Origin of the sequence: Chamaesiphon sp. GL140_3_metabinner_50, assembly GCF_025361915.1 — a bacterium.
In the GTDB taxonomy this organism is placed as follows: Bacteria; Cyanobacteriota; Cyanobacteriia; order Cyanobacteriales; family Chamaesiphonaceae; genus Chamaesiphon.
Genome location: NZ_JANYJC010000225.1, coordinates 1 through 6,172, shown reverse-complemented (window position 1 = coordinate 6,172; position 6,172 = coordinate 1). Strand labels below are relative to the sequence as shown.

The following is a 6,172-nucleotide window of genomic DNA, read 5'->3' as shown; positions in this document are numbered from 1 at the left end:
ATTGATAAATCCAGGGAACTTGACGACGTTTCATAGGTTAGGTGTTAGGTATTAGGTATTGGGTACTTAGGTGTTAGTGAATTAGCATGAACGGATCGGCAAGACGAATCCTCAAGCCTAAAGCCTAATACCTTATTTATGAATTTTCATTGAATCGATCGCGCGTTGTACCGATCGATTTGCGATATCCTGACGAAGTGTTTCGACAAATTGACTGACGCGGATGGGGTCGATTGAGTTCTCGATTTTACCTTGACGTTTGAGCGAACTCGATACGATCGCCCCATCAGCGAATTGCATGAGGCTATTAATATTATGATAGTCTGCACCGCTGCCAATGATGATGGGCGTGCTGCCAGCAGCGGCTTTAGCCTGTTGTAAATCATCTAAACTAGGAGGACTGCCCGTGACAGCTCCCGATAGGATTATCGCGTCGGCTAGCCCCCGATCGATTGTTTCGCGCACGGCAGTAGTCAAATCGCTGGAACTTAATGGCTGTGCGTGTTTTACCAGCACATCTGCCAAAATTTTGACGTTGCTACCTAATTCGCGGCGGTAGCGGAGTAATTCATAAGCGCAGCCTTCAATTAAGCCCTGATCGGTTGCCATCACTCCAGACAGGACATTGACGCGAATAAATGCCGCACCAGTGCAACTGGCGATCGCCATCGCACTCAGACTATCATTGCGTAAGACATTGATCCCGATCGGGATTGAAATTAGCTGCATTAAGCGTGAGACGATCGTCGTCATCACACTTACAACGGCAGGATCGACGCGGCTTTTAGGAAATGGCGCATCGAAAAAGTTCTCAACGATCAGCCCATCGACCCCACCAGAAGCCAGTGCGACGGCTTCTTGTTCGGCTCGATCGATAATGCCTTTGAGACTGCCACCCCACCGGGCGGAAGTCGGTAGGGGTAAGAGATGGACTACGCCAATAATCGGTGTAGTGGTGTTAAAAATTTGCTGTAAATTCACGTTTTGCGTTTAAACTAGGCTGATGGCGATTGCCGCGCCAACTCAAGCTGTGGCATGACCGAACCATAAGACTCAATCTTCACCTATATTATCCACAATTAGGCTGGCGTAACTCACAAAAAATCTCCCTCAGTTGCCATTCGTTGGCGATCGGTCATTATTTGCTACTTTACATTTCGCAACATCGTGCTAAAATATAGCAGAATAACTCAATTATACGTGCCGATATCAGTTCTCGCCCGATCGTGAGAATTTAGTAAAGATATGGTGCTATATTGTTCCAGTGGAACAGCGACAGAATTTGAGAAATACAGCAAGTAGCAATGCGCTTGCTGGGTTGAGCATCGCCAACAGATTAGTAGTGGGTAAATTAAACCCATTCCCAAGTTTGACCTGGTGACTTATTTGTCGAACGCCACACTACTGTTGGAGACAAAAAGATCGAGACTACATGGGCAACAAGCCAACAATTGCAATATCGCACTTAGGGTGCGAAAAAAATCGCATCGATAGCGAGCACATGCTAGGTTTGCTAGTAGAAGCAGGATACGAAGTAGACGCGGATGAAACCGCAGCAGATTACGTTATTGTCAATACTTGTAGCTTTATCGATGCAGCTAGAGCTGAATCGATCCAGACGCTAGTAGAACTAGCTGAAGCCAATAAAAAGATTGTAATTACTGGCTGCATGGCGCAGCATTTTCAGTCAGAATTACTCGCAGAAATTCCCGAAGCTGTAGCGGTAGTGGGAAGTGGTGACTATCACAAAATTGTTGATGTCATCGAGCGATCGCAAGGTGGGGAACGGGTGGTGGAAGTCACCGCAGAGCCAACCTACATCGCCGACGAGCATACACCTCGCTATCGGACAACAACTGAGGGTGTAGCTTATTTACGTGTGGCTGAAGGCTGCGATTACGCTTGCGCTTTTTGTATTATCCCACATTTACGCGGGAAGCAGCGATCGCGCACGATTGAATCGATCGTCGCCGAAGCCCAAAGATTGGCAGATGAAGGAGTACAAGAATTAGTCTTAATCTCTCAAATCACCACCAATTACGGTCTCGATATCTATGGCACGCCAAAGCTAGCAGAACTCCTGCGCGCTCTGGGTAAAGTAGATATTCCGTGGGTGCGGATGCATTATGCTTATCCCACTGGCTTGACTCCCAAAGTCATCGCGGCAATGCAAGAAACGCCGAATATCTTGCCCTACCTCGATTTGCCATTACAGCATTCCCATCCCGAAATTCTCCGTGCCATGAATCGTCCGTGGCAAGGACAAGTAAACGATCGCATCATCGAGCAACTCAAAACTGCTCTCCCCGATGCAGTCATGCGGACGACTTTGATTGTCGGTTTTCCTGGCGAAACCGACGCTCATTACCAACATTTACAATCGTTCTTGCGACAGCACGAATTCGATCATGTTGGGGTATTTACCTTCTCCGCAGAGGATGGCACCGCCGCAGCTACCTTGCCCAACCAGTTGCCCCAGGCAACTATGGACGAGCGACGCGACGGGATCATGGAACTTCAACAACCAATTTCACTACGACGCAATCAAAGTGAAATCGGTAAAACTGTCGATGTCCTGATCGAACAACAACATCCCGAATCGGGAATGTTAATTGGCAGATCTGCCAGATTTGCCCCAGAAGTGGACGGAGTAGTGTATGTTAGTGGGAGTGCCCGTCTGGGATCGATCGTTCCCGCTACTATTCACGCAGCCGACCATTACGATCTTCACGGCGAGATCGTTTACTAGCAAACAGTCTACAACGATCGGTTATCCGACAATGCTAAGTTTAAAGCCTTGGCATTAAAATGATAAAAGAACGCTGCTAAACTGTTAAATTCAAAATTTAGAATAACTTTAAATTTTGGATTGGAGCGAAGACGCTAGAATTCAGTAAAGAGACCGATTATTCGACAACAATTCACAACAGAATCTCCGCATCGCTATTGAGGCGAACATTCTGTAACTATTTAGTATTTATTTTATTGGTGAAGAATTGGAGCCAATTCTCACACAGCCCTCCACTGAATGGTTTGCATATTGGGTACGATGTTATCCCCGGTTACTATACTGATTAATTCCTAAAAATTAGCTCCTAAATTTTCGATTTCAAATCATACCGAGCAACTTAACTATAAATTATGACCGTTTCTTTCTCTAGCCTTGGCCTTTCCGATCGGATCGTTACACAACTGGAAGGACTGGGGATTACTGAACCTACTAATATTCAAGAGCAAGCCATTCCCTTTTTACTATCTGGTAAAGATGTCGTCGGACAGTCTCAAACCGGAACGGGTAAAACTGCCGCATTCGCCCTCCCGATGATCGAGCGGATCGATTGGCAGCGTCCAGTGGTACAAGCTTTAGTACTAACTCCTACTCGCGAGTTAGCCATGCAAGTATCCGCAGCCATGAAAACCTTCTTAGGCGGTAACGAGCGTCGCTCGCCGATTCTCACCGTTTATGGCGGACAAGCCATCGACCTGCAAATTCGTCGTTTAGAAAGCGGTGTAGCTGCCGTTGTGGGTACACCCGGACGCGTCATCGACCTGATCGATCGCGGACATCTCCGCTTGGGACAAGTTGAATGGTTGGTACTCGATGAAGCCGATGAAATGCTCAGTATGGGCTTTATCGACGACATCGAACTGATTTTGAGCAAATTGCCCACCGAACGCCAAACCGCCTTCTTCTCGGCGACGATGGCACCCCCAATTCGATCGTTGGTGAATCGCTTCCTCAAAAATCCGGTGACTGTCACAGTCGATCAAGTTAAAGCCGCACCTTCTAAAATCAAGCAACAAGTTTACTTCATCCCACGCGGTTGGACTAAAGCTCAAGCTCTGCAACCCATTCTCGAACTCGAACAGCCAGAATCGGCGATTATCTTCGTTCGGACTCGTAAAGCAGCAGCCGAACTCACCAGCCAACTCCAATCTGCCGGACACAGCGCGGATGAGTACCACGGCGATCTGACCCAAACCCAACGGGAACGCCTACTAGCGCGGTTCCGGGGCGACAAAGTTCGCTGGATCGTGGCAACAGATATTGCCGCACGCGGTCTAGATGTAGACCATCTCAGCCACGTTATTAACTACGATCTGCCCGATAGTGTCGAAAACTACATTCACCGGATCGGTCGGACGGGACGTGCTGGTAAAGAAGGCGTTGCCATCTCCCTGATTCACTCCCTCGATCGTCGCAAACTTCAAGCGATCGAACGTCGCGTCAAACAGTCTCTAGCAGTCTGTCAGATCCCGACTCGCGCTCAAGTAGAAGCAGTACACATCGAGAAGATTCAAGGTAAAGTTCAAGAAGCTCTTTCCGGCGAACGGGTAGCTTCCTTCTTACCCATTATTGCCAAAATGAGCGAAGAGTATGATATTCATACTGTCGCCGCAGCAGCACTGCAATTAGTTTACGACCAAACTCGCCCCGCATGGCTAGATATGGAAGAACCCCAAATGCAAGATCGCGATCGCGGAGAGCGTTCTTCCAGCAATAGCTACAAACCACGCGGTGGTGGCGATCGTCGCGGTGGCAGCGGCGGTGGTGGTGGTGCTGGTGGCAAACCAGTTCTCCGCGCTGGCGGTAGTGGTGGCGGTGGCGGTCGTTACGATCGTCGTGACAGTAGCCCTCGCAACGAAAGCAGCCGCTACGAACGCGATAATAACCGGGACAACCGCGATAATCGCGGCGGTTACCGGAGCGAAGAACGGGTCTAATTGCGATGGTAGCGGCGCGATCGCGCCGCTACCACCCGCAGGCTAGTGTCTAATTGAATCATCCATCAAAGGTGGGCAGTGCCCACCTTTTGGTGTGGCTATGCTCGCATCTGCTACTGCGATGGTTGGTAAAGTACCAAAACTACGCGATCGCCAGATGTGAAGATGCCCAGACGTGATAATTTAAATAAGGGTCTCACCAAACTTGTAAAAAAATATTAAGATAAAGTGTCAAGGACACAGATGTCACATCTACCGATTCATCCTAAAGCATCGACAAATAAGCGGTTGTCAATAGTTAAACCGCCACTGTAAACTTCTTGCTTAGATTCGACTTTCGACAGGAGCGGCTAGATCGATTAGACTACAACTGCAATGATTTGAAATATGTGAACCACTTCTTTGTCAGTTTTTTGTCCGCCCAAAATTGAGGTTATCCCCAAGGGGAACTCCTGCAAGCAAGCTAATTTAATTCCAGTCTGGAGGAATTTCTATATGTCTATTCGTTTATATGTTGGCAACTTACCAAAATCGGATGTCGAGCGCGAACAGCTCGAAACCGTGTTCGCGGATGCTGGCGATTTAGTCTCTGTCAAGGTAATCAAAGACCGCAAAACTGGTAACTGCCGGGGGTTTGGCTTTGTAACTGTCGAGACTGACGAACAAGCCGACCAAATTATTGAAAAATATAATGGTGCCATGTTCTTGGAGCTACCCATCAAAATCGAAAAGGCTTTACCCAAAGCCAAAGAACAAGAGGATGATGATGGCGAAAATGGTGAACCAAAAGAACCAAAAGAACCTAAAGAACCTAAAGAACCCAGTAGTGTCCCCAAACCCAACCTCAGCAATAAAGGTGCTAGTACTAATACTAGTACCCCACGTCGCGGCGGTAGCAGTGGTGGCGGTGGTGCTAAAAAAGGCGGTCGCAAAGAGGGTGCTAAAAGCACTAGCAGCTCTACTACTTACACTAGTACCACCACTAGCACTGAAAGTTTCCAACCCGATCCGCGCTGGGCTAACAAACTAGCCGAACTCAAAGATAAATTAGCCGAATCTGGAAATCTCTAAGTTTACGTTCTTGCCCCAATAGAGACGACAGGCTGCACTTGCTTGCAGGTGAATTTAATAATTGCCAGGGACGTTGATGTCTTTGGCAATTTTTTTAGGCATTGGGGATGAGGTTTTAGATGATTCCCATCCATAGAAAGACCTCTATTTGTGGGTTTGTGGTTTCGGCTCCGCTCAACCACCGAGGGTCGATCGGAGCCGTTGGCGTAGCCTGCCGTAGGTACAACCCAGTTGCTTGGCATAGTTTTTATCGGAAATCACCTTACTCCTTACTCCTTACTTCTTACTCCTCATCTAAGTAACGTCGCTGTGGTAGTGCTGCACGATCGACAGGAGAGATACGGGGTGGAGATTCCTCGGTGTTGCGCCAGGTTTG

Annotated in this window: 4 protein-coding genes; 3 read left to right on the top strand and 1 reads right to left on the bottom strand. The window is 48.0% G+C overall.

Annotation, left to right across the window (positions count from 1 at the left end; translation table 11 throughout):
• Nucleotides 1–132: 132 nt before the first annotated feature.
• Nucleotides 133–981 carry a photosystem I biogenesis protein BtpA gene (gene btpA, locus Q0R35_RS11205; protein WP_295617726.1) on the bottom strand — a complete coding sequence of 283 codons (849 nt, stop codon included), beginning with the start codon at nucleotides 979–981 and terminating at the stop codon, nucleotides 133–135.
• Between the two features lie 451 nt (nucleotides 982–1,432).
• Between btpA and rimO the strand changes: the two genes are divergently transcribed.
• The 3 genes from rimO to Q0R35_RS11190 all read left to right on the top strand — a co-directional run bounded on the left by rimO (nucleotide 1,433) and on the right by Q0R35_RS11190 (nucleotide 5,796).
• On the top strand, nucleotides 1,433–2,749 hold the full coding sequence (gene rimO / locus Q0R35_RS11200; RefSeq protein ID WP_295617723.1) for a 30S ribosomal protein S12 methylthiotransferase RimO: 1,317 nt from the start codon (nucleotides 1,433–1,435) through the stop codon (nucleotides 2,747–2,749).
• A 392-nt stretch (nucleotides 2,750–3,141) separates the two neighbouring features.
• Entirely contained in the window at nucleotides 3,142–4,725 is a 1,584-nt protein-coding gene (locus Q0R35_RS11195) for a DEAD/DEAH box helicase (RefSeq protein WP_295617719.1), read from the top strand.
• Nucleotides 4,726–5,220: 495 nt separating this feature from the next.
• Nucleotides 5,221–5,796, top strand: coding sequence for an RNA-binding protein (locus Q0R35_RS11190; protein ID WP_295617716.1), 576 nt, complete (start codon nucleotides 5,221–5,223; stop codon nucleotides 5,794–5,796).
• Nucleotides 5,797–6,172: the final 376 nt, after the last annotated feature.